Consider the following 20,457-nt stretch of genomic DNA (forward strand, 5'->3'; position numbering starts at 1 on the left):
TTATGAAATCGAGAATATTTTTTTCCATTTGTTTTTTTATTGTAGTACTGTCTACGGCTAAAGCACAAGGCTTTAAAGTACATTCTCATAACGATTATAAACAGAATATTCCTTTTTGGAAAGCTATCGGTGCAGAGGTTCATTCTATTGAGGTAGATGTTTTTTTACAGAATGGTAAGCTTCTTGTCGCGCATGAATTGAGTGAAGTAGAAGATAGTAAAACCTTACAACGAATGTATTTAGAACCTTTGAAAGAGGTTTTAGAATTAGGATTGCTTTCAAATAAACCACTTCAGTTATTGATAGATGTTAAATCAGATGCGTATAAAACATTAGATGTAATTATTGATGGTTTAAAAGCGTATCCCATGATTACTGCTAATACCGATATTGCAATTGTAATTTCTGGTAACAGGCCAAAATTAGCTGAGTATATAAAGTATCCAGGTTTTATTTCTTTTGATTATCAAAGTTTAGAACCTATTACAGATACTGCTACCTTAACTAAGATAGCTATGGTTAGCCTAAGTTTTAGAAATTTCTCAGATTGGAACGGAAAAGGAAGGTTAACTGCTACAGATTATAACGCTGTCGTTCATACAATTGCAAAAGCACATGAGTTGAATAAACCATTCCGGTTTTGGGCAACTCCAGATTCTAAATCTGCTTGGAAAGTTTTTGCCGATATGGGCGTAGACTTTATTAATACCGATATGCCTAGCGAATGTGTTTTGTATGTCAACTCCTTAAAAGAAAGGGTAGTGCAGAATACCGTTTTTTCTGAGGTGTATCATCCAACTTTTGCATCGGATCAGGCAAAGCGAAACCCTAAGAATATTATCTTAATGATCGGTGATGGCAACGGACTTACTCAGATTTCATCTGCCGCGTTGGCGAATAATGGAGCGCTATCCTTGACCCAACTAAAAAGCATCGGTTTTATTAAAACCCAATCTGCCGATGATTTTACTACCGATTCTGCGGGAGCAGGAAGTGCAATCGCTACTGGTGAAAAAACCAACAATAGAGCAATTGGTACGAATGCCAATGGCAAGGCGGTTTCGAATATCACAGAAATGTTAACTAAAAAAGGGTTTAATACTGGGGTCATCACTACAGATGAAATTACAGGAGCTACACCTTCCTCATTTTTTGCGCATAGAACAGACCGTGGAATGGTAGAAGAAATTGCATCTGACTTAAATACTTCACAATTAAAATTATTCATATCCCAACCGACATCTGCAGTTAATGGAATTAATGAGGCAGGGTTTCATATGAAAAGTGATTTAAAAACCATTGGCATAAGTAAGGAAGAAAAAGTAGGAGCATGGTTCAATACGACCAAAGAAGAACCTTTGGAATTCTATGTTGAAAAATTAGCGCTAGCCACTAAAAACGGATTGTCATTCCTTAAGAATAAGAAGAAGCCTTTTTTCTTAATGACCGAAGGTGCAAAAATTGATAGCTACGGCCATACAAATGATATTACAGGTGTCATTACCGAAAGTATCTCTTTTGACAAGGCAATTACCGAAGCCTTGAAATTTGCCGATGCCGATAAAAATACCTTGGTCATTATCACTGCCGACCATGAGACTGGTGGCTTAACAATTCCTCAAGGTACTATGGCTAAACATGAAATTGAAGCCGATTTTACAACGCATGATCATACAGGTACAATGGTCCCTATTTTTGCTTACGGACCTATGTCTCAAGAATTTCAAGGCGTCTATGAAAACAATGAAGTCTTTCATAAAATAAGTAAAGTATTGGGGCTTTAATAAAACTCATTTTTACTTTTTATATTTCTGCCATATCCTGGTCAGTTTCTTCTATGACTACTATAAATGGTGAACCTTTACAACGATTTACAAGCATTTTTTAAAAGTTAATGAACAGTGAAGTGGTAGTGAATTTTAAGGTCGATTTAAAATAACAGTGGTAATTTCTTGAGACAAAATTCCCATAAACCCTTGGGCTTAACTTTCCCCCATAGATATCACCAAAATTAATAGTATCGTATCTTTCTATTGATGTAAAGGGTTGGTGCGATTTAATTTTATGAACCCAATTCTTGGGTAGAATATTGCGATACCACTTAAAATGAGCTTGTTGTTCGGTAAATAGTACTCAATTTTTTTGCTATACAGAGGTAGTTGTGGAACTATGTTATATGGTGATTAAGATTTTTCGTTCTTGACAAAAGTGGAGTGCTGTAAGAAAAAAACAGGAGTTGTTAAAATGTGTTAATGACCTTTGTGTGGTCGAAGATTTTAAATAATCGGACTTAAGTGGGTGTTTGAATGGTATAGAAATAAATAGTAAAAGTGTTGTTGTTAGTGATAATTCAATAATTTTTATCATTTACGAACAATATGTGTTAAAATGTTAGAATACTTTAAGAAAAACGTTATAATAAATAGAATTTCACTAAATCGATAAAATGCACATCTTAAGGTAATGTAAAATTTTTCTACCTTTCTATTAAGAGTATCTTTGATTAAGAATATAAAACACTAATACCCCATAATATGAAAATGATTAGCTTCCATGTAGGAAAAATACAATAGTTTTAAATTTCCTATAAAGTAGTATCACTACTAGAACATACTTCCCCCGGTGTATACATAGATTTTAGAAAACCCTATAACAGGTAATTTTTCCCTTTTAGTTAAGGGTGTTGCAATGCGGTTTTTTAAGGACTAGTTCAAAAGATTTTAACTATAGCACCATGAATTTCCTCACCACTATTTTTTCTAATGAGTACCTGCTAGCAATTTTTGCTGTGGTAGGCACCTATGTGTTTTCCATACGTTTATTTCCTGTGTTAATTTACTTGTCACATAAGAAAAACTTGATGGACGAACCTGTTGAGCGCAGTTCACATACCCAAAAAACACCCACTTTAGGCGGTGTAGGTATATTCATTTCGTTTTCATTGGTGTTAATTTTATTTGGCATATTCTCCGATTTTATAAGAGAAGATTTAATAAGGTTGCTGACCGTTATTGGCGCTTCAATTTTGCTGCTGTTCTTAGGCTTAAAAGATGATTTATTGGTAATATCACCAAGAAAAAAATTTATTGGGCAATTAGTGGCCTCTTTATTGGTGATATTGGCGACAGATGTTCGTATCATTTCTATGGAAGGTATTCTAGGGGTATATACCTTACCTTATATACTATCTGTAATCTTCACATTATTTGTATTTGTCCTGATTATAAATGCCTATAATTTAATTGATGGTATAGATGGTCTTGCGGGTGGTATTGCCGTTATGGTCTGCGGTTTTTTTGGCGTGTATTTTATGTTGAATAATTACGTGTTCATGAGTTTGGTGTCTTTTGCCCTTATTGGTGCCCAATGTGGCTTTTTAGAACATAACCTTTCAAAAAAGCAAAAGTTATTTATGGGCGATTCGGGATCTTTGTTTACAGGTTTTTTGTTGGCCTATTTAGTTGTTGTTTTTTTAAATTTCAATTTAACTACAGGTACCGAGTTTCGATTGGACAATGCTCCAATTTTGGCCTTGGCAATTGTGTCATATCCATTATTCGATACACTTAGGGTTTTCTCGGTTCGTATGTATCAGGGAAAAAGTCCGTTCGATGCCGATCGTAATCATATACACCACCGTTGGTTGTCAAAAGGTCTTCCACATAGGGCGGCAAGTTTTGTTATTGTACTAACTAGCATATTGGTCATCGTATTTGCTGTTATGCTGAAAAGCTTCAATATGAATGTACAATTGGTAGTTTGTGTCGCGCTGGGTGTGGGGTGTTACCTTAGCCCATTTATAATTTCGTATCAAAGGTTTACTAAAAATTCAATGAGTCAAAAAAAGGGTCAAAGAATTCTGGCTGTTTCATCTAATGAAGAGCATACTGATCAAGAAGATAACTGGTCAGATGCTACATTTGACGAAGAAAAAAAGCTTTATGAAGAAATAAAGCAGCGTAAAATGAAAGAAGGTAAAACAGCTAGGTAAGGCTAATAGTTATAATCCCTAGTATTTTTAGAATTAAAAATTTTGATAACTTATCATGCCGCAGATAGTATCTCTGTAGCATGATTAAAATTATATTTTTTGAAATTAACGCTTATAGTATGCTTAGTACAGATGGTTGTTTTTTACAGCTGTAAAATGATAGTGCCTATTTATAATAACGAAACCTATTATGCACTGCAAATACATGAAAGTTTTAATTTAACCCAAATAAATAAAAACCTATGAGTAATAAAATAGCTTTTATTACAGGAGTTACAGGACAAGATGGAGCTTACTTAAGCGAATTCTTATTAAAAAAAGGATATACCGTTCACGGCTTAAAACGCCGGTCGTCAATGTTTAATACTGATAGAATAGATCATTTATATCAAGATCCACATATCGAGAACCGTAATTTTATATTGCATTATGGCGATATGACCGATAGTACCAATTTGATACGTTTAATAAAAGAGATACAGCCAGACGAAATATACAATTTGGCGGCTATGAGTCATGTACATGTGTCTTTTGAAATGCCAGAATATACTGCTAATGCAGATGGAATTGGCACACTGCGAATTTTAGATGCCGTACGCTTATTAGGATTAGAAAAGAAAGTAAGAATCTATCAAGCTTCTACCTCAGAACTATATGGTAAGGTACAAGAAGTACCACAGTCAGAGACTACGCCATTTTATCCAAGAAGCCCATATGCGGTCGCAAAAATGTACGCTTTTTGGATTACGGTGAATTATAGGGAGGCTTATGGTATGTATGCTTGTAATGGTATTCTTTTTAATCATGAATCGCCTCTTAGGGGAGAAACCTTTGTCTCTCGTAAGATTACACGAGCAGTATCTAAAATTGCATTGGGGTTACAGGATAAATTTTATTTAGGAAATTTAGATGCGCAACGCGATTGGGGCCATGCCAAAGATTATGTAGAAATGATGTGGATGATCCTACAGGCAGAAGAAGCTGAAGATTGGGTGATTGCAACGGGTAAGACGACTAAAGTACGAGACTTTGTACGTATGGCCTTTGCAGAAATTGGTGTGGAGCTTGAATTTAGAGGGGAAGGCGAACAGGAAAAAGCATTTGTTAAAGCGTGTACCATGCCTCAATATCAATTGGAGATTGGTAAAGAAGTATTAAGTATAGATCCGAAATATTTTAGACCTACTGAAGTAGAATTATTAATTGGAGATCCATCAAAAGCCAAAACCAAGTTGGGCTGGAAAGCGACGTACGATGTTGCGGCATTGGTCAAAGAAATGATGGAGAGTGATTTACAATTAATGGAAAAAGACCGTCACTTAAATAATGGCGGTTTTGATACTTTGAACTATTATGAATAAAGCATCGAAAATATATATTGCCGGGCATCGTGGCATGGTAGGCTCTGCCGTTTGGCGCGCGTTAGAGCAATTGGGCTATACGAATCTTATAGGGCGAACCAGTACCGAGCTCGATTTGCGAAATCAGGAAGCAGTTGCCCAATTCTTTAAAAAAGAACAACCAGAAATAGTGGTAGATGCAGCGGCGCGTGTTGGGGGTATATTGGCCAATCAAAAGGATCAATATGGTTTTTTGATGGAAAATATGCGTATTCAGAATAACTTGATCCAAGAATCGGTAACGCAAGGCGTCGATAAATTTATTTTTTTGGGTAGTTCTTGTATATACCCAAAAATGGCACCACAACCGTTAAAAGAAGAATACCTATTAACGGGGCCATTAGAGCCAACAAACGAAGGCTATGCCATTGCAAAAATTTCAGGGGTGAAGTTATGCCAAGCCTTACGTGAACAAAAGGGTAAATACTTTGTAAGCTTAATGCCGACCAATTTATATGGCCCAAACGATAATTTCGATTTAGAAAGTTCGCATGTTATGCCTGCCATGATGCGTAAATTTCATGAAGCAAAAATAAATGGTAATACTCCGGTAAAATTATGGGGTAGTGGTACTCCGTTACGTGAGTTTTTACATGTAGACGATATGGCGAAAGCGGTTGTTTTTGCTTTAGAAAATGAATTGCCTGGGCATTTGTATAATGTTGGTACAGGGGTAGATTTATCGATTAAAGAATTAGCCCTGCTAATACAGAAAATTGTAGGCCATGAAGGCGAACTCCTTTGGGATGCTGATAAACCTGATGGTACCCCGCGTAAGTTGATGGATGTTAGTCAACTGAAATCTTTGGGTTGGGAGGCTACTATACCTTTGGAAGAAGGTATTCGAAAGACGTATGATTGGTTTAGAAAAAATTAAATTAGAATAAAGAATTAAGATTTTAAACTACATATAATACTAAGACGATAACTTTTGCTACTATTAACTATCACTACTTTTTTTAAAAATAAGAACCGTAATTACGTAATTCTTACACAGGTTATTAATGCAGTTATTGCTTTAATAACGGGTAAATTGATAGCAGTTTATATTAGCCCGGCAGATTTTGGCACGTACAATATTCAATTTGCTACCTATACCCTATTTTTAACTCTTTTGATTACTCCATTTATACACTTTATAAAAACATCAAATAGGACATTACTTCCAAAAATTGGCAGTAAACTTTTTTTTTACACCATTAGTGTTTTATCAATTCTAGCTTTTTTAGTATTTATAGCTTTTCTTTATTTTTACTACGGAATTTTTGATCCGTTACTTTTTTTAATTTTTCTTTGCTTTATTCCTTTTACAATAGCAAACAGTGTTCTTGCCGATTTTTTAAATATTCAAGATAAAATAATTGACTTCTCAAGATTAAGTATACTTAAAGCTGGTAGTGGTCTTGTTTTTATTGCACTATTTTTTTTCTTAGGCCTCACTTTTATTGATGATGTGCAGGTTTTGTGGCTTATGCAGTTGACTGGGGCATTCCTGGGAATAATCTTTTTTGCTTCTAAATACAAAGTATATAAGACTAAGTTTAGTATAGCCTATAGAACCTTTTTAAAAAAATATATTCGTTTTGCGGCGCCTTTAATGTTTTTGGCAATATGGTCCTGGATTAATAATTATTTTGATAGATATGCCATTGAATATTTTTTATCCTTGGATGAGGTTGGTATCTATAATGCAAGCTATGGTGTTGGTTCAAAATTCTTTTTATTGTTGAGCCCCATGTTTATGGTGTTATTGACTCCAACCGTATTTAGCCCAATAAAAAGAGCTGAGAAAAAAAGTGCCATTCAAAGTTACGGATTGTACTATTTGATTGTGGCAATCCCTGTTTTATTGATAGTTTATTTTTTAAAAGATTTTCTAGGTTACCTTTTATTGTCTGAAAGTTATAAAGAAGGTTTTTATTTGATATTTTGGATTGCAGTGGCATTTTTTATGTTAACATTCGCACAGTTGTATGAATTATACTTCTATTCAGAACTAAAAACAAAAGTCATTTTGTACGGAAATGTATTGTCGGCGGTGCTTAATATAATTTTAAATATTGTTTTGATACCGAAATATGGTATTCTTGGTGCGGCCATAGCTACATGTATCGGCTTTATGGCTCATTTCGGAGTTGTTTATTATAATTTTAGAAAAAAACACTAAATCTATATGTTTCAAGTTTGTTAGAATTTTTTTGAACAGGAATGAAATTCTTTATATAATATGCAAGTAATGAATAAAATATAAAAATGGATTTAAAATTAAAATATCACGCAAAAATCATTTTTAAAAGTGCAAATTGGATTAAAGTCTAAAATATGATATGATTAAAAGAATCTTAAATTATACTGACTATTTAATTTTGTTCTCAACCTTTTTGCCCTATGTGATAAATAGTATTGGCCTAAGATTTGAACATTTAGTTATTTATTTCATTTTTATTTTTTTATTATTAAAAGGTGATATTTTTCATTTTAGGAAGTTTTCTTATACCTCAGTTATTATTCTGTTTTTTTTTATAATAATGATTGTCACATTCAGCAGTTTAGTTAATGGTGTATCCTTAGATTTGGAATTTTTGGCAACATTTGAAAATTATTTGCAGACCCTTATTTTATTTCTCCTTTTTAATTGTCTTTTGCTAAGAAAAAATTTCTTCACAATCAAGAGGATGTTAAATCTAAATACCCTCTTTCATGTTTTATTGGCTTTCAATACATGTTTAATAATCTTAGAAATTTTAACCCCTTATGCTGAATATTTTTTACCTTATTTTGTAAGGTCGCCAGAAGAGGGATTAAGAATTGGTACAAGTTCTATGGGTAGATTTATGGGTATTTTTGATCAAACTTTTATAAGTGGGTTTGCTTATTCACTTGGTTTGATGACATGGGTATATAATTTTGAAAAAAAAAGAGTGAAGAATCTGTTATTTGAAGGTATGCTCTTATTATTATTATTGATAGGAGGATTTGCTTCAGTTTCCAAAGTTTTTTTTATTGTTGGTATTCTTCTTTCTTTAGGGTTGTTTTTATTTATTGCAAAAACAGGTACGAAGATTATGGCTTTAGTTTTTGGTTCCATATTTGTGCTTTTTATTGCTCCTATTTTTATCAATAATTGGATAGGCATAGATTATCTTCAAGAATTATTTTATGGAATTGTAGGAGAAACCAGTTTAGATAAAATAACTTCAGGTCGCCTAGGCAACGATACAGGTATTTATAGTACAGTATTACCACAAGATTTTCCGATGTTGATAGGTGCAGGTTTTACATTATATAATTTGCCTTTTTTTGATAGTGAATTTGTTCAATTTTTTGTTCAAGGTGGGTTAATCGCGATTGTTTTATATTTTCTAATTCTACTAAAGAATATTTCTATATGGTTTTCCTTAAAAAGAAAATTTTATAAGGAGAAAGGGCTATTGTTTGCAGTATTGGTTTTGGGTTTTATAACGGCTTTTGGAGGTCCTGTTTTTTTAATGAATAGAGTTCGAGTATTTTATTTTTTACTTCTGTTTTTTTTATATAAAATCAGTGTTAGTGTAAAAAATGAGAAAATAAAAGTTATTTAATATGAAATCTATAGCATTGCTTTATAGAAAAAAAGTGGATGGTAGAAATAGTATTGAAGGGGTGTTTAGTCCTTTAGATTCATTACTCAACATACATCGAATTGAATTACCATGTGATTTAAATACTATTAAAAGTGCTTTTAAATTGCTATGGTTTGCCTTACATATAAAAGAAAAGAATATTCATGTAACAGGAGATATTCACTATATGGCCATATTTCTTTTTTGGAAAAAAATCATTGTTACGGTTCATGATTGTAATCATTATGAAGATTTAACTGGCATTCGAAAGAAAATAATGGGCTTTGTTTGGTATTCGCTACCCTTACGAATTGCGAATAAGATTACGGTCATATCGCCCTATGCTATGGAACAATTATGCAGGTATTTTAATTTTAATCATTCTAAAATTATAATTATTCCAAATAGTTTTCATCCAATCAAGAAAGTTGATTATAAAAAAAAAGAAGATAAATTCACCATTTTGTCTGTTGGGTCTCTAAGGATAAAGAACCGTAAACGATTAATTGAGGCTGTAAAGGGTTTGCCCGATGTAGAATTAAGTATAATAGGAAAATTATCAGACGAATTGACTAGCCTGTTGAAGACATACAACATATCATATAAGAACTATTATTTCATTAGCCGCCAAGAATTGGAAAGCTATTACAATAAGGCAGATGTGCTTTTTTTCGCTTCTCTTAAAGAAGGTTTTGGTTTACCTATTTTAGAGGCGCAATCATGTGGTCTTCCTGTTATTACGTCAAACACTACATCTATGCCTTATGTGGCTGCTTCTGGAGCATGTATCGTTGACCCTTATGACGTTGTCGCCATTAGGAAGGCTATTCTGAAAATAAAGGATAATCTAGAGTATCGTCAGGATATTGTCACAAATGGTTTTGAGAATATTAAAAGATTTAAAGAAGCTAATTTTACATTGGCTTTCAAAGACCTTTATAAAATGGTTTTTAACGTCAATGATTTATGAAAATAGTCCATGTTATATCATCTATAGATAGCTCAGGTGGGGGTCCTTCACGCAGTGTAACACATCTTTTGAGTAGTTTGAGTGAAATTTCAACTAGCTTAATAATTGCATTGCACACCGCCAGAAGTCAAAAACCAATCTTAGAACATTTTAAAGAACCCACTATTGCACTTACTTTTTATGAGTCAAAGATGTTGGGAATGCTGAAAAATCTTGAAAAGGAATTGACAATTGATCAACCGAATCTATTTCATGGGCAAGCCATATGGGATTTGCCTGTACATCAAATGGCGAAGACGGCACGCAGATTAAATGTGCCATATATCATTACCCCAAGAGGTATGCTGGAACCTTGGTCCCTACTTCAAAAAAAAACAAAAAAACAACTGGCACTTAAGTTCTACCAGTACAAAGATTTAAGACTTGCCACTTGTTTGCATGCAACGGCCCCTATGGAGGCAGACAGTATTCGTGCTTTAGGATTAAAGAACCCTATCGCTGTTATCCCCAACGGAGTACCTTTGGAAGATTTTGAACTAAAAGATTTTAATAAGTTCAAGGCTTCTAAAAAAATCCTGTTTTTATCCAGAATCCATCCTAAAAAAGGAATTGAACTTTTAATAGAGGCATGGTGCCAATTACCAATTGAACTCACCAAAGATTGGAGTATAGATATTATAGGAAATGGAGACCCTTTGTATATCAAAAATTTAATAAATAGTATAACCCAAAAAGGACTCTCAAATAGTATTCACATTAAAGCACCTATGTATGGTAAAGAAAAAATAGAGGCTTATCAAAATGCGCAACTTTTTGTATTGCCTACCTATAGTGAAAATTTTGGTATCGTCGTAGCCGAAGCACTGGCCTGTGGTACGCCGGTGATAACGACCAAGGGAACCCCATGGGAAGATTTGGAAACCTACCAATGTGGTTGGTGGGTTAATGTTGGGGTAGATGCCTTAAAGGCCACATTAGAAGAAGCGTTAGTCTTACCAGACGAACAATGGGAGCAAATGGGCAAAAACGGGCGTCAATTGATTGAAGATAAGTATAGTATGCATGCTGTAGCGGAACAAATGTTTACTTTGTATGAATGGATTGTTGAAAAAAAGAGTCGACCAGCTTTTGTGCGAATGGATTAGGTGAAAAGGATGCAGGACAATAAGAATTCAATAGATAGTAAGTTAAAAGAAGTAGGGACGCAGTGTAAAAAGTGGGTTTTCGATTTGAAAACAAAGCTTTTGGATAGAAAAATATATCAAAAGCACTTAGAAAACGAGCACCTTTTAGTATCTATGGACGCTGCGGCATTGTCTAAATACAATTTTGAAAAACGGAAAGACTTAGTAGCTCACGCCCTAAAGCATTCTGATTTCTATAAAGATAAATATGCCTCATTACAAAGCACTACCACAAATTTAAAAACCGAAGAGGATTTTGCTAAACTTCCCATTTTAACTAGAGAAGATTTACGCGAAAACTTTGGGAGTATTACTGCTGCTGATGTGCGTAAAAAAGATTGTCATAAAATGTCGACCTCTGGTAGTACTGGGCCCGCTATTTCTGTCTTTCACGATAAACGATTTCCTATGGCCCCAACCCAGTGGCGTTTATTACAATGGTGGGGAATTCGGCCCTATGTCAATAAGGCATTTATTTATCGCTATCCAAGGCCCCTGTTCACGAAAATCCTGAATACACTTTTATGGTGGCCTACCAAACGAATTTTTTTGGCAGGTACGGAAATGGATGAGGAGCACATGCGTAAATTTGTGAATGCCATAAATAAAACCAGACCCTTAGTGCTACAAGGGTATACAGACGTAGTCTATGATTTTGCCCTTTTCCTTTTAGATCAGGAGATAAGAATTCAAGCGCCAAAGGCTGTATGGGTAACCTCTGGCCCTTTGACCAAACAGCAACGGTCTATTATGCAAAAGGCCTTTTGTGCACCTGTTTATGATCAATATGGCAGTACAGAGGTTTTATATGTGGCTGCAGAATGTAGGCAACAAAATGGTTTGCATATATTGCACGATATGGTATATGTAGAATGTGTGGATGAATATAATAGGCCAGTGCCCCAAAATACATCGGGAAAAATATTATTGACCGATTTGAATAACTATGCCTTTCCGTTAATTAGGTATGATATTGGGGATTATGGGCAACTACTATCAGGGGCATGTGCCTGTGGTATGCCGCTACCCTTAATGGATAATGTAAAAGGTAGACAATCGGCTGTAATCAAGACGCCATCGGGGACACCATTAAATGTAGCATATTTAACCACTTTATTTGATGATTTTCCAGAAAAAATAAGGGCATATCAGTTTTTACAGGAAGAGGATTATTCGGTACGGTTATGTTATATTCCTTTTAAAGATAAAAAAGTAGATGGCCTTATTTCTAAAGTGATTGATGAAATGGTAAACGAAACAGATGCTGAAATAAAAATTTCATCAAAACAAGTAAAGAGTATGACCAAAGTGAGCGGTAAGGTGCCTATGGTTATATGTGCTATTGAATAAGCAAAATAAGAAATTAAATCTTTTTGGGTTATTTGAAATAATGTTGTTTTTTCAAACATTAACGATTCTATAATCACATTAAATCTATGATTAGTAAGATTTTTTTAAAATAAATAATAAAGTATTGAACATTTTATTTTTAATAGGTAAATATCCAAATCATGGAGGGACAGAAGTTGTGACAACGGTTCTCGCAAATGCATTTGCAAAGAAAGGGTATGCAGTAAGCATTGCTTCCTTTGAGCAAACGGTTCCCGAACTTAGTACAGCATTAGATAAGACTATAAAGTTGTTTGCACTTTCCTATCCGGTTTATTCAAGAAGGAATATTAGAGATCTTAAAAAAATTATTTTTAAAGAGGATATAGATTTTGTTCTAAATCAATGGTGTTTGCCTTTACATGTAACCAAAATGTGTAATGCTGCTATAGGAAAAACAAAATGCAAGGTTATTTCTGTTTTGCATGGGATTCCTGACAAGAATAAACGCTTGGTACATCTTGAGAATAAGATAAAAGCAACGGATAATAGTATTGTTTTGATGTTTTATAAATTGGCACATGAAGTTCTGCTGAATGTTACAGCATACAATTTGAAATATGTGTACAGGTATAGTGCTAAATATGTGGTACTGTCTGAGAGCTATATGGAATCATTTATAAAACTAAGTAAGATAAAAAATGCTTCGAGACTTTTAACGATTGGTAATCCACTCACAATTTCCAACGAAGATTACCAATACGATCCTACGTCAAAAGAAAAGGTTATTCTTTATGTTGGCCGTATGGATCATACGAATAAGAGAGTAGATCGAATAATCGAAGCTTGGGAGAAATTATTTGAAGTATACCCAGATTGGAAATTGGTATTGATAGGTGACGGGCCTGACAGGGCAACACTTGAAAAATATGTCAAGAGAAAAAAAATATTAGGTGTTCAGTTTAAAGGATTTAAGAATGATGCCCCTACGGCGCATTATGCGAAGTCATCGATACTAATCCTGACTTCTGATTTGGAGGGATTTGGTCTGGTGTTGATTGAAGCAATGAGTTATGCGGTGGTGCCTGTTGTATACGGAAGTTATACAGCAGTGTATGATATCGTAACAGATAATACATCGGGTTTTATAACCAATATGCCTTATTCAGAAGAAGAAACGGTTCTTAAATTGAAAGAATTAATGAGTAATCCAAACAAACGAAATCTTATGGCTGAACAAGCTTTAGATAAATCTAAAAATTTTAAATTAGAAATGATTTTGAATCAATGGGAAATATTGTTTGCTGAATTGAATACGAAGTAATGAATATGTAAAAAGGTTATTAGAATTTATATGTTGTTTAAATTTTCACCAAATAGTCTCTAGCTTTTGGAATGTTATAATGTGGCGTTCATAAATTTTGGCTGTAGAAAATTATTTTTTAATAGGAGCTTAGGGTGATGATTATAATATATGGGTTGTGATTCTGAATTCAAATTTAAATGTGTCTTAGAAAGTAGTTTTATGTGCTTTGTAACATAATTTAGGACTTAAATAGTATGGTAAAAAAAGCGTATAAGATTTTTAAATTTAAAAAGACAATTTTGATTTATATAATATAATGGAAATTAATCAAAAAGGTTTACAGAAATACCAAAATGGGCTAAGCCATAAGAATCAACTTGCACGCTTGATTTGGACACTTACATGGAACGTATTGGCACGCCCATTTCCAAGAAGTGCTGGCAGTAGTTGGAAAAGGTTTTTATTGCGAATTTTTGGAGCTAAAATTCACAAAACTGCCATTGTTTATTCTAGTGTACGTATTTATATGCCATGGCATTTAGAAATGCACGAGCATAGTTGCTTGGCTCCCGAGGTAGATTGTTATAATGTTGCAAAAATTATCATTGGACCATATGCGACTGTATCTCAAAAATCCTATTTATGCTCAGCTTCCCATGATATTATGGACCGTTCTCATCAACTTATTACGGCTCCTATAAGTATAAAAGAAAAAGCTTGGGTGGGCACTTCTTGCTTCATTGGCATGGGTGTAACAATACATGAAGGTGCTGTCGTTGGGGCCACAGCTTCAGTTTTTAAAGATGTAGAAGCATGGACAGTGGTAGGGGGTAATCCCGCAAAATTTATTAAAAAACGTATCTTAAAAGATGATTAGTGCAGTTATTTTGACCTATAACGAGGAGACTATCTTAGGGAAGTGTTTAAAGGCACTTAGTTTCGTAGATTCAATTCTTATCTTCGATTCGTATAGTACCGACGCTACCCTAGAAATCGCAAAATCTTTTAATGCTACCATTCTACAACGTAAATTCGACAATTATGCGAGTCAAAGAAATGCGGCATTGGCCGCAGTTCCCGAAGATTGCGATTGGATAATTATGGTAGATGCCGATGAGATTGTTACCCCAGAACTAAAAGCTGAAATTCTTGAAAAGACCACCAACGATTCTGGTGTTACGATGTATCGCGTTAGAAGAAAGGATATGTTCCAAAATAAATGGATAAAACAAAGCAGCGGTTATCCTACATGGTTTCCTAGATTGTTTAAAAATGGTACTGTAACGGTAGAACGTGAAATTAATGAAGAATATAGTACTACAGGGGAAGAGGCATTGTTAAAAGGACATTTAATACATTATCCTTTTAATAAGGGCATGACTTGGTGGTTTCAAAAGCATAATAGATATTCAGAAATGGAGGCAATTAAAATGTTGGAGGAAATGAAAAATCCGGTTAATTATTCATCCCTATTTAGTAAAGACCCTATAGTAAGAAGAAAAGCTCAAAAACGATTAAGTTATAAAATACCTTTTCGACCACAATTCATTTTTATTGCATTTTATGTGTTAAAAGGGGGGTTTTTGAATGGTAAAGCAGGTTATACTTTTTGTAAATTAAGAAAGACCTATGAATATATGATACAAGTTAAAATAGATGAATTAATCGTTAAAGAATAGAACTCAATACGTTGAATTAAAACTATCATGAGTTAATATTAAAATTATAATCAAAATAACATGGATTCTAAACCCACTATGGATCTGTCAATATATCAGGCAAATGAATATAAGCCTGGTTCATTTTTTAAACGAGCAGTTTGGTACATCACTAATCGGTTGTTTTTTAAAAGTTCCATTCACTATTCCTATGCTTTTAAAAGGTTCTTATTATTACTTTTCGGTGCTAAAATTGGAAAAAATCCAACTATTAAACCTGGCTTGTCTATTAAATATCCATGGTTTTTAGAAATCGCAGATAATGTATGGTTAGGGGAAGATGTTTGGATTGATAATATCGCTAAAGTAACGATAGGTTCTAATGTCTGTATTTCTCAAGGAGCATTGATTTTAACAGGAAGTCATAATTATAAAAGTCGTTCATTCGATTTAATTTTAGGACCTGTGACATTGAAAGATGGTGTATGGATTGGTGCAAAATCTATTGTATGTCCAGGTGTTACTTGTAAAAGTCATGCTGTTTTAGCAGTTGGGTCGGTTGCAAGTAAAGATTTGGAACCGTATATGGTCTATAAAGGAAATCCACCCGTATGTATTAGAGAGAGAAATATTAGTAAATGAGCAACAAAAAGTAAATCCCCCGTCTTACTTTTAATAATATACCTACCTACATGAAAGTAACGATAATTACAGCTACGTATAATAGCGAAGAAACTTTGTCTATGGCGTTGAACTCTGTAAAAGAACAAGATTATAAAAATATTGAACATGTTTTTGTTGATGGCGCTTCTACCGATGGTACGTTAGATATCATAAAAGAAATGAGTTTACAGAATCCGCAGATAAAATATATTTCTGAGTCAGATGAAGGTATTTATGACGCCATTAATAAAGGTCTGAATATGGCAACAGGCGATATTATCGGTTTCGTGCATTCAGATGATTTTTTGTCCAATCCGAATATCATAAGCGATATTGTTGAACTCTTTAAAAAAGGTAATTATACCGGTGTATATGGTAATTTATTATATGTAGATAAATTAGATACTACCAAAGTAATTAGAAATTGGGAGAGCAATGTTTTTCATTTTAAATTATTACAACGCGGTTGGATGCCAGCACACCCAACACTTTTTTTAAAGAAAGAAGTGTATACCGAATGTGGTAATTTCGATAAATCATATAAGATAGCTGCAGATTATGATTTTATGTTACGCGTATTAAGAAAGTCAGAATACAAGTTTGGTTTTCTACCGCAAGTAATAACAAAAATGAGAATGGGTGGCGCAAGTAATAAGCGTATCGCGAATTTGATTCTTAAAAGTCAAGAAGATTTTAGGGCAATGAAAACCAATGATTTAAAGAACCCATTGGCCGTCTTGTTTTTAAAAAATTTCTCGAAGCTGAAACAGTTTATTTAATTCAATTTTCGTATCTATACTTCCTAGTTTTAACTATTAGGTGAAACTAGGAAGTATAGATGTAACCATTATGCTTTTTAGTATTGAAAACTAATTAGATATTGTAGTAAACCAAATGAATACATCGTCTTTGCTTAAAAATGGAATAGTATATATAACTGCAAAACGTTACGAGTTCATTCATGCGGCACAGGCGAAGAAATCGTTGAGGTTAATTGAACAAACAAAAGGTAGAACAGATCCTAAGTTATTTAAAATGTGCCGTGATTATTCCATTGATGTTTTTGGAAACTCAAAGTATGCACCTTGGTTAAAAGTCTACACAGCATTTAATAGGAATTTTAAAGAGGGTTGGATACCCGATAACTACTATCGCACGATTGTAATTCCTAAAATACAAGGTGATTTTGGTAAAATCAGTAATCTAAAATTTTTCACGAACACCTTTTTTAACACCCAAAATTTTCCCGATTTGGTGTATCATATCAATGGAAAATGGCTTACTGTAGAAGGTGAAATATTACCAATAGAAAAAGTAGCGAGGTATCTTTTCAATTCAAATACTAAGGTATTGTTTAAGCAAGATAATTCGATGCAGGGTCTAGGAATTCAAGTGTTTGAAAAAGAAACGATCAATCTTTCAACGTTAATGGGCTTAGGTAATGGCGTATTTCAATATTTTATTGAACAGCACCCATTTTTTTCGGAGTATGTTGAAGATTCAGTTGCCACCTTACGTATTACAACTACGGTCAATAGTTTGGGAAAGCCAAAAGTTAATGATGCGTATTTGAGATTTGGTATGAAAGGGGAGTCATTTGTTGCGGCTGGTTCACAATTAAAAGTGTCGGTTAATAGTATTGGTGAACTTAGTGATTTGGGGTATTTAAATGGTTGGCAAGCTGTAAAAGAACATCCAAATAGTAAGTTGGGCTTTGGAGGAAAAACAGTTCCTACATTTAATAAAGCAACTGACCTTTGCATGCAGTTACATCAGTCGTATCCACAAATTGATTGTATTGGTTGGGATGTGGCAATTGATAAAAATAATGAAGTGAAAATATTGGAGTGGAACGGCTACCATAATGACATAAAATTTTCTGAAGCAACCAATGGCCCCTGCTTTATAGAACAAGGCTGGGAAAAACTTTGGAAGGCATAACTTGAAGTACATATACTTCAACTATAATTAACTATTCTTTACTTAAATTTGCTAGAAAGCATCAACTGATTACATATAATGAGAGAAGCACCCTTTACGCTTGAATTAAACGATCAAGAAACTACATTCGATTTTAAGTCAACCATTTTAAAATATGCCAAGTATTGGTACTGGTTTGCTGCTGTGCTTTTAACCGCTTTAGTATTAGGATTTTTGTATTTAAGATATACGCCTATTATTTATCAATCTACAGCTAAAATAAAAATTATAGATGATAGTAAAGAATTGGATATGACTGCCGATGCCTTATCTGTTTTAAGCGGTAATTCTAAAATTAATTTAGAGAATGAACAAGAGGTATTGAAATCGTACCGGTTGCTTAGTAAAGTGGTGTCAGATTTAAATTTGAACGTATCGTATTATAAATTAGGTAATGTCAAGACAACTCAAATTTGGGACCCACCGTTTACCATTGCCACAAAATTAGCAACAGATAGTATTTTGAACGGAAAAGTGTTCAAAATAAAGGTTATGGAAGATGGGCTTATTTTGGAAGATGAAGATGAAAATATAAACAGGTTAGCTTATAGTAGTTTAGATACGTTAGTGACCAACTTGCCCTTTCATATTGGTGTGCCTAATATGGAAATGATCAATGAAGAACTACAAGAAAATTTTGAGATTAGAATACAGGCCCATAAAGAGGTTGTTTTAGATTTGATAAAAGATCTACAGTTACAACCAACAAGTAAAAATAGTGATGTCTTATATCTTTCTTTAAAAGGCGAGAGCTCGAAAAGGTCTGAAGCAATTTTAAATATGATTATCGCGAAATTTAATCAAGACGGAGTTTTGGATCGCCAACAAGTATCGCGCAGAACGATAGATTTTATTGATGAACGATTTTTATACCTATCTACAGAACTTGATAGTATAGAAGGGGGTAAAGAAGATTTTAAGAAAGAAAATAATCTTTCTTACATAGAAGCTGATGCCGGTATATCGTTACAGCGTAAATCTGAAACAGAGAATGAAGTAGCTATTTTAGAAACGCAAATTTCACTGTCCGCATTATTGAAAAAGTCGGTTATTGAGCAGGCTGCTTTTGAATTGTTACCGGTAGATGTAGGTTTAGAGAATACCGGTCTAAATAGTATGGTAGAAGGGTACAATGCGTTGGTTTTGCAGCGGAACAAATTATTGGAGACGGTTGGTAGTCAACATCCGAGTTTAATGGCGGTTTCTACACAATTAGAAGGGGCGAAAGTCAACATCATTAAAACCATAAATATTTATCAGACCCAATTGCGTACTTCGTTACGGCAAATGAATCAGGAACAAACCAAAGTAAATAGTGTCTTTTCAAGATTGCCCGAAAAGGAAAAAATGCTACGTTCTATTGAACGGCAACAAAGTATTAAAGAAAACCTGTTCTTGTTATTATTACAGAAACGTGAAGAGGCTGCAATAAATTTGGCGGTAACGGCACCATCAGTGAAAATTGTAGATTATGGCTTAACGAATACCATACCTGTGGCTCCTCGAAAAATGGTGGTAATGGGTATAGCGGGTTTATTAGGCTTATTTCTGCCCTTTGCTTTTTTCTATATAAAATTTACATTAAATGATAAAATAGAAAGTAAGGCAGACTTGCTGGCTGTTTCGAATGCTATCCCGTTTTTAGCGGACATACCACATTTTAAAGCCGATAAAATATTTACCGATTTTAACGACCGTTCTATTCTCGCCGAGTCTTTTAGAATTTTGGCAACGAATATTAATTACATGATACCTAAGGGGAAAAAGAACGCTGGAAGTGTAATTTATGTTACTTCGGGCAAGATGGATGAAGGGAAGAGCCTTATTGCATATAACCTGTCTGTGGCGTATGCCAGTATTAATAAGAAGGTGTTGTTGGTGGGTGCTGATCTTAGAAGTCCTGAGCAGCATAATTATTTTAAAATGGGATTGAGCACAAAAGGGCTAACCGATTATTTGCAGCATCCCGAGTCTAATTGGCAAGACTATGTCTATCCTGGTTATAAGGACAGTAAAAATCACCATATATGTCTTAGCGGCTCCATACCACCAAATGCCCCACAATTACTTTCTAGTGGTGCTTTTGAAGACTTTATCACGCAAGCAAAGCAGTTTTACGATATCATTGTTGTAGATACGGCACCGACCATGCCAGTAACCGATACCTTGTTAATTGCTGATTATGCCGATGTTACCTTATTTGTGGCAAGAGCTGGTGTTACCGATAAAACCGTCTTACAAGAGGCGAATGAGCTTAACCGAAGAGATAAGTTGAAGAATATGGCATTTGTTCTTAACGATACGCAAATGGGTAGTAAAGAGAACTATTCGTACGCGTATAAAGATAATTAGAAAGCTCGTAGAGATATAAAGT

16 protein-coding genes are annotated in these 20,457 nt (G+C 34.0%); all 16 read left to right on the forward strand.

The window, feature by feature from the left end:
- Positions 1 to 2 precede the first annotated feature (2 nt).
- The 16 genes from BMY56_RS07480 to BMY56_RS07555 all read left to right on the forward strand — a co-directional run bounded on the left by BMY56_RS07480 (position 3) and on the right by BMY56_RS07555 (position 20,435).
- Positions 3 to 1,784, forward strand: coding sequence for an alkaline phosphatase (locus BMY56_RS07480; protein ID WP_245737169.1), 1,782 nt, complete (start codon positions 3 to 5; stop codon positions 1,782 to 1,784).
- 950 nt (positions 1,785 to 2,734) lie between these two features.
- A complete protein-coding gene (locus BMY56_RS07485) occupies positions 2,735 to 3,991 on the forward strand; it encodes an MraY family glycosyltransferase (protein ID WP_091622145.1) in 1,257 nt (418 codons plus the stop codon).
- Between the two features lie 242 nt (positions 3,992 to 4,233).
- Positions 4,234 to 5,352: a GDP-mannose 4,6-dehydratase gene (gene gmd, locus BMY56_RS07490; RefSeq protein WP_091622149.1), complete on the forward strand. Its 1,119-nt coding sequence runs from the start codon at positions 4,234 to 4,236 to the stop codon at positions 5,350 to 5,352.
- Complete coding sequence (locus BMY56_RS07495) at positions 5,345 to 6,268, forward strand: GDP-L-fucose synthase family protein (RefSeq protein WP_091622152.1); 924 nt, start codon at positions 5,345 to 5,347, stop codon at positions 6,266 to 6,268. The genes gmd and BMY56_RS07495 overlap by 8 nt, the downstream gene beginning before the upstream one ends.
- A gap of 54 nt (positions 6,269 to 6,322) precedes the next feature.
- Positions 6,323 to 7,558, forward strand: a complete 1,236-nt coding sequence (locus BMY56_RS07500) for an oligosaccharide flippase family protein (protein WP_091622155.1) — start codon at positions 6,323 to 6,325, stop codon at positions 7,556 to 7,558.
- A 508-nt stretch (positions 7,559 to 8,066) separates the two neighbouring features.
- Complete coding sequence (locus BMY56_RS07505) at positions 8,067 to 8,972, forward strand: hypothetical protein (protein WP_143057790.1); 906 nt, start codon at positions 8,067 to 8,069, stop codon at positions 8,970 to 8,972.
- Position 8,973: 1 nt separating this feature from the next.
- Complete coding sequence (locus BMY56_RS07510; RefSeq protein WP_091622161.1) at positions 8,974 to 9,963, forward strand: glycosyltransferase family 4 protein; 990 nt, start codon at positions 8,974 to 8,976, stop codon at positions 9,961 to 9,963.
- Positions 9,960 to 11,108 (forward strand): glycosyltransferase, encoded by a 1,149-nt coding sequence (locus BMY56_RS07515; protein WP_091622164.1) that lies wholly within the window; start codon positions 9,960 to 9,962, stop codon positions 11,106 to 11,108. Before BMY56_RS07510 ends, BMY56_RS07515 begins: the two co-directional genes overlap by 4 nt.
- 99 nt (positions 11,109 to 11,207) lie before the next feature.
- Positions 11,208 to 12,497: a phenylacetate--CoA ligase family protein gene (locus BMY56_RS07520; protein ID WP_143057791.1), complete on the forward strand. Its 1,290-nt coding sequence runs from the start codon at positions 11,208 to 11,210 to the stop codon at positions 12,495 to 12,497.
- Between the two features lie 124 nt (positions 12,498 to 12,621).
- Positions 12,622 to 13,800: a glycosyltransferase gene (locus tag BMY56_RS07525; protein ID WP_091622169.1), complete on the forward strand. Its 1,179-nt coding sequence runs from the start codon at positions 12,622 to 12,624 to the stop codon at positions 13,798 to 13,800.
- A gap of 298 nt (positions 13,801 to 14,098) precedes the next feature.
- The gene (locus BMY56_RS07530) at positions 14,099 to 14,659 is read left to right on the forward strand and encodes an LbetaH domain-containing protein (protein WP_091622172.1); all 561 of its coding nucleotides are present in this window, start codon (positions 14,099 to 14,101) and stop codon (positions 14,657 to 14,659) included.
- The gene (locus BMY56_RS07535) at positions 14,652 to 15,461 is read left to right on the forward strand and encodes a glycosyltransferase family 2 protein (protein ID WP_091622175.1); all 810 of its coding nucleotides are present in this window, start codon (positions 14,652 to 14,654) and stop codon (positions 15,459 to 15,461) included. Before BMY56_RS07530 ends, BMY56_RS07535 begins: the two co-directional genes overlap by 8 nt.
- A gap of 60 nt (positions 15,462 to 15,521) precedes the next feature.
- Positions 15,522 to 16,082, forward strand: a complete 561-nt coding sequence (locus BMY56_RS07540; RefSeq protein ID WP_091622178.1) for a WcaF family extracellular polysaccharide biosynthesis acetyltransferase — start codon at positions 15,522 to 15,524, stop codon at positions 16,080 to 16,082.
- A gap of 50 nt (positions 16,083 to 16,132) precedes the next feature.
- A complete protein-coding gene (locus BMY56_RS07545) occupies positions 16,133 to 16,882 on the forward strand; it encodes a glycosyltransferase family 2 protein (RefSeq protein ID WP_091622181.1) in 750 nt (249 codons plus the stop codon).
- A 115-nt stretch (positions 16,883 to 16,997) separates the two neighbouring features.
- Positions 16,998 to 18,044, forward strand: coding sequence for a sugar-transfer associated ATP-grasp domain-containing protein (locus tag BMY56_RS07550; protein WP_091622182.1), 1,047 nt, complete (start codon positions 16,998 to 17,000; stop codon positions 18,042 to 18,044).
- A 78-nt stretch (positions 18,045 to 18,122) separates the two neighbouring features.
- Entirely contained in the window at positions 18,123 to 20,435 is a 2,313-nt protein-coding gene (locus BMY56_RS07555; protein ID WP_091622185.1) for a GumC family protein, read from the forward strand.
- Positions 20,436 to 20,457: the final 22 nt, after the last annotated feature.

This window comes from Maribacter orientalis, from assembly GCF_900109345.1.
Classification (GTDB): Bacteria; Bacteroidota; Bacteroidia; order Flavobacteriales; family Flavobacteriaceae; genus Maribacter; species Maribacter orientalis.

What these genes read in the sequence shown, in the direction of transcription:
- BMY56_RS07510 (WP_091622161.1), top strand. Translation starts at nt 8,974, where the DNA reads ATGAAATCTATAGCATTGCTTTATAGAAAAAAAGTGGATGGTAGAAAT.
- BMY56_RS07535 (WP_091622175.1), top strand. Translation starts at nt 14,652, where the DNA reads ATGATTAGTGCAGTTATTTTGACCTATAACGAGGAGACTATCTTAGGG.
- gmd (WP_091622149.1), top strand. Translation starts at nt 4,234, where the DNA reads ATGAGTAATAAAATAGCTTTTATTACAGGAGTTACAGGACAAGATGGA.
- BMY56_RS07515 (WP_091622164.1), top strand. Translation starts at nt 9,960, where the DNA reads ATGAAAATAGTCCATGTTATATCATCTATAGATAGCTCAGGTGGGGGT.
- BMY56_RS07480 (WP_245737169.1), top strand. Translation starts at nt 3, where the DNA reads ATGAAATCGAGAATATTTTTTTCCATTTGTTTTTTTATTGTAGTACTG.
- BMY56_RS07540 (WP_091622178.1), top strand. Translation starts at nt 15,522, where the DNA reads ATGGATTCTAAACCCACTATGGATCTGTCAATATATCAGGCAAATGAA.
- BMY56_RS07495 (WP_091622152.1), top strand. Translation starts at nt 5,345, where the DNA reads ATGAATAAAGCATCGAAAATATATATTGCCGGGCATCGTGGCATGGTA.
- BMY56_RS07505 (WP_143057790.1), top strand. Translation starts at nt 8,067, where the DNA reads ATGTTAAATCTAAATACCCTCTTTCATGTTTTATTGGCTTTCAATACA.
- BMY56_RS07550 (WP_091622182.1), top strand. Translation starts at nt 16,998, where the DNA reads ATGAATACATCGTCTTTGCTTAAAAATGGAATAGTATATATAACTGCA.
- BMY56_RS07545 (WP_091622181.1), top strand. Translation starts at nt 16,133, where the DNA reads ATGAAAGTAACGATAATTACAGCTACGTATAATAGCGAAGAAACTTTG.
- BMY56_RS07555 (WP_091622185.1), top strand. Translation starts at nt 18,123, where the DNA reads ATGAGAGAAGCACCCTTTACGCTTGAATTAAACGATCAAGAAACTACA.
- BMY56_RS07530 (WP_091622172.1), top strand. Translation starts at nt 14,099, where the DNA reads ATGGAAATTAATCAAAAAGGTTTACAGAAATACCAAAATGGGCTAAGC.
- BMY56_RS07485 (WP_091622145.1), top strand. Translation starts at nt 2,735, where the DNA reads ATGAATTTCCTCACCACTATTTTTTCTAATGAGTACCTGCTAGCAATT.